We start from the raw sequence: 3,299 nt of genomic DNA, 5'->3' as shown, positions 1-3,299 counted from the left end.
GTGCTGGGGATTACCAAGGGCTGTGAAATCATGCGCGTGCATGATGTGCTGCCGATCAGCAGGATGTGCAGGATTACGGATGCGATTCTGGCGGCAGGCAGCCGCAGGGAATAGGAAGCGGTAGAAAAAGGCTTTGGCCCCTGTGCCGGATATGAGGATATAGAAAGGCGCAGCAGGGCGGAAAGGGATTGTGTATGGACAGGATTACGCTTACGGGGATGGAGTTTTTTGGCTATCACGGTGTATTGCCGGAGGAAAACAAGCTGGGACAGCGGTTCGTGGTGGATCTGGTACTGGAACTGGATCTGCATCAGGCGGGCCTGAATGATGACCTGAGCGCCAGCATCAGCTATGCAGAGGTATATCAGGAGGTCAGGGAGCTGGTGGAGGAGAGCCACAAGCCGATGAAGACCATCGAGGCGCTGGCCGAGCTGATCGTCAGCATGCTGTGGACGAAGTACAGCAAGCTGGAGCATATTACGGTTACTGTACACAAGCCGGGAGCGCCGGTGGCAGGAATTTTCCGTGATGTGGCTGTAACCTTGGAGCGTTAGGAGCCGCAGGTCAGACGGAAGAAGGCAAAAGGGAAGATGGAAAAATATACTTGCTACCTCAGCCTGGGAGCCAATCTGGGGCGCAGGCTGGATACAGTCTGCCGGGCTATTGAGCTTTTGGGCAATACAGAAAAAATTCAGGTGAAGTGTGTATCTTCTATGTATGAGACTCCACCCTGGGGCAAGCTGGATCAGCCGCCGTTTATCAATTGTGCGGTGGCTGTGGAAACAGGTCTGGAGCCTTTTGAGCTTTTGCATAGCTGTCAGGGAATCGAGAAGGCCCTGGGCAGGGTGCGCCATGAGCATTGGGGTGCCAGAACTATTGATGTGGATATGCTGTATATTCCCGGCATGTCGGTGAATACGGCGGAGTTGAAGCTGCCGCATCCCTACATGCTGGAAAGAGCCTTTGTGCTGGTGCCGCTGGCGGAAATTGCCCCGGAGCTGCTTCTGGAAAATGGCCTGACGGCCGCCCAGTGCCGTGACAGGCTGGAGGACAGGGACAGCATAGTGAAAAGAGGTGTATTTTCATGGAAGAAAGAAAAGACGATGCAATCGTCAGGGTTATGACCAGACAGGAAAAAATCGAGTACGATGATATTACCATAGAGGACTGCGGTTTTGACGATGCTGCGGCAGGAGGCAGGCAGTCAGAGAGCGGCCGCCCTGAGAGCTTTGACGAGGTATACGAGGATACCGGCAGGCGTGAGGGGGATTTTCGTCATAGCTTCAGGAGCTATGGCGGCAGCGGGCCGCGGGTGTACAGCTTTGGCTTCGGTCAGGGCATGACTGCCTGGCAGAAATGGAAATACAGGCTTATCGGAGCTGTGGTGGCCGCAGCGATTATCTGGTTCCTGATTTTTGTGGCGCTGCCGGTGGTGGCCGTGGGCGTCATAGTGGCCATGATAGCTTATATGCTGTACAGCTTTTTCAGCTGAATTGTCAAGATGAAATATACATCCGGCCTGCTGTCAGGCAATCCGGATGGCGGGATAGATTGTTGCGAGGTTGTGTAATGGAGCGTTTGCAGAAAATAATCAGCAAAGCCGGGGCGGCTTCACGCCGGGAGGCGGAGCGCCTGATACTGGCCGGCCGGGTTACTGTCAATGGCCTGACGGTAATGGAGCTGGGTACTCAGGCGGATGCAGATAAGGATATTATAGCTGTTGACGGCGTGGATATCGGTGCTCCGAAGCAGAAGCTGTATTTTCTGCTGAACAAGCCCGGAAAATGTATTTCTGCTGTCAGGGATGACAGGGGACGCCGCACGGTGGTGGATTTGCTGCCGGAGGTGAAGGAGTATATCTATCCTGTAGGGCGTCTTGATTACGACACGGAAGGCCTGTTGCTGCTGACCAATGATGGTGAGCTGATGAACGGACTTCTGCACCCCAGGTATGAAATTGAAAAGACTTATATTGCCAAGGCACAGGGCCTGATAACGGAGGACGAGCTCAGGCGTCTGCGCAGAGGGGTTATGCTGGAGGATGGCATGACTGCACCTGCCAGGGCAAGGCTTTTGGAGAGGGCGGATAACGGCGCATGGTGCCGGGTACAGCTCACCATTCACGAGGGACGCAACCGTCAGGTGCGCCGCATGCTGCAGGCTGTGGGACACAGGGTGCAGTCGCTGAAGCGGACAGCCTTTGCGGGGCTGACGCTGGAGGGCGTGCCGCGCGGGCAGTACCGAAGCCTGACAGCCGGGGAGGTTGACAGGCTGAAAAAAATTGCGGGCGACGTGGCAGGGACGCCTGCCGGAGCTTCGCACAAGGAGTCGTGACTGGATGGACAGCAGGGAAGATGAAATAAACATGGACAGGATTATCGTGGTGGGAGCCGGGCCCGCCGGTATGATGGCGGCCATCAAGGCGGCGGAAAATGGCGCGCAGGTGACGGTGCTGGAAAAGATGGCCAGGCCAGGCAAAAAAATGCTGATTACCGGCAAGGGGCGCTGCAACATTACCAATGTGGCGGAAAAGCAGGAACTGATTAAGAACATTCCCGGCAACGGCAAGTTTTTGCACAGCTGTTTGAAGGCCTATGATAATGAAGATGTACAGCTTTTTTTTCAGGGGCTGGAGGTGCCTGTCAAGACAGAGCGCGGTGGCAGGGTTTTTCCTGTCAGCGACAGGGCCGCCGACGTGGTGGAGGCCATGGTACTGCGCCTGCATGAGCTGGGCGTACGGCTGGTGACTGATGCCAGGGTGGCAGGGCTTCTGCTGGAGGATGCTGCCGGAGGCGGGAAGCGCATAGCAGGTGTCAGGACTGCTGACGGAAGTGAGTACCACGGCAGTGCGGTAATTGTCGCTACGGGCGGCGTTTCCTATCCGGGAACAGGCTCCACGGGAGATGGCTACGGCTGGGCGTCAGAGGCAGGCCATCATGTGGTGAAGCCGCTGCCGGCACTGGTGCCGCTGGAAACGGAGGATGACTGGGTAAAGGAGCTTTCGGGACTGGCGCTGAAAAATGTACGCGCCGTCCTGCTTTCTGATGGCGAAAAGGTCTCGGATATGTTCGGGGAGATGCTGTTCACGCATTTTGGCGTCAGCGGCCCGATTATCCTGTCCCTGAGCCGTCAGGCGGCACAGCTTCTGGACAGCGGGCATTTTCTGGAGCTGGAGGTAGACCTGAAGCCGGCCTTGACCCTTGAACAGCTGGATGCGCGCCTTTTGCGTGATTTTGAAAAATACCAGCGCAAGGAAATCAAGAACGGCATGAAGGAGCTGCTGCCGGGACGGCTGATTG

The 3,299-nt window shown here is 56.3% G+C and carries 5 protein-coding genes; all 5 read left to right on the top strand.

Going from position 1 to position 3,299, the window contains the following annotated elements; genetic code table 11:
- Window positions 1–194: 194 nt before the first annotated feature.
- Window positions 195–554, top strand: coding sequence for a dihydroneopterin aldolase (gene folB / locus ACI3UA_RS03225; protein WP_439723390.1), 360 nt, complete (start codon window positions 195–197; stop codon window positions 552–554).
- A 36-nt stretch (window positions 555–590) separates the two neighbouring features.
- On the top strand, window positions 591–1,124 hold the full coding sequence (folK, locus tag ACI3UA_RS03220) for a 2-amino-4-hydroxy-6-hydroxymethyldihydropteridine diphosphokinase (RefSeq protein ID WP_439723389.1): 534 nt from the start codon (window positions 591–593) through the stop codon (window positions 1,122–1,124).
- Window positions 1,085–1,492 carry a hypothetical protein gene (locus ACI3UA_RS03215; RefSeq protein ID WP_439723388.1) on the top strand — a complete coding sequence of 136 codons (408 nt, stop codon included), beginning with the start codon at window positions 1,085–1,087 and terminating at the stop codon, window positions 1,490–1,492. The genes folK and ACI3UA_RS03215 overlap by 40 nt, the downstream gene beginning before the upstream one ends.
- Window positions 1,493–1,569: 77 nt before the next feature.
- Entirely contained in the window at window positions 1,570–2,334 is a 765-nt protein-coding gene (locus ACI3UA_RS03210) for a pseudouridine synthase (protein WP_439723387.1), read from the top strand.
- A gap of 4 nt (window positions 2,335–2,338) precedes the next feature.
- A partial coding sequence (locus ACI3UA_RS03205) for an NAD(P)/FAD-dependent oxidoreductase (RefSeq protein ID WP_439723386.1) occupies window positions 2,339–3,299 on the top strand: 961 nt, incomplete at its 3' end.

The organism is Anaerovibrio sp. (assembly GCF_051866355.1).
Taxonomy (GTDB): Bacteria; Bacillota; Negativicutes; order Selenomonadales; family Selenomonadaceae; genus Anaerovibrio.
This window is presented reverse-complemented; position numbering and strand designations above follow the sequence as displayed.